Consider the following 297-nt stretch of genomic DNA (forward strand, 5'->3'; position numbering starts at 1 on the left):
CCTCGATCGGGTCGCCGAGCGCGGTGCCGGTGCCGTGCGCCTCCACCGCGTCCACCTCGGCGGGGGTGAGCCCGGCCGCGTCGAGCGCCTGGCGGATCACCCGCTCCTGGGCCGGGCCGTTGGGGGCGGTCAGCCCGTTGGAGGCGCCGTCCTGGTTGACGGCGCTGCCCCGCACCAGTGCCAGCACCCGGTGCCCGTTGCGGCGGGCCGCGGAGAGCCGCTCCAGCAGCACCAGCCCGACACCCTCGGCCCAGGCGGTCCCGTCGGCGGCGGCCGCGAAGGGCTTGCAGCGGCCGT

General features: G+C 78.8%; 1 protein-coding gene. It reads right to left on the bottom strand.

The features are described 5' to 3' along the window. Positions 1-297 (bottom strand): beta-ketoacyl synthase N-terminal-like domain-containing protein (locus VR45_RS38910; protein ID WP_045944685.1); only part of this gene is annotated, 297 nt, incomplete at both ends.

It is taken from the genome of Streptomyces sp. NRRL S-495, assembly GCF_000966955.1.
Lineage (GTDB): Bacteria > Actinomycetota > Actinomycetes > Streptomycetales > Streptomycetaceae > Kitasatospora > Kitasatospora purpeofusca.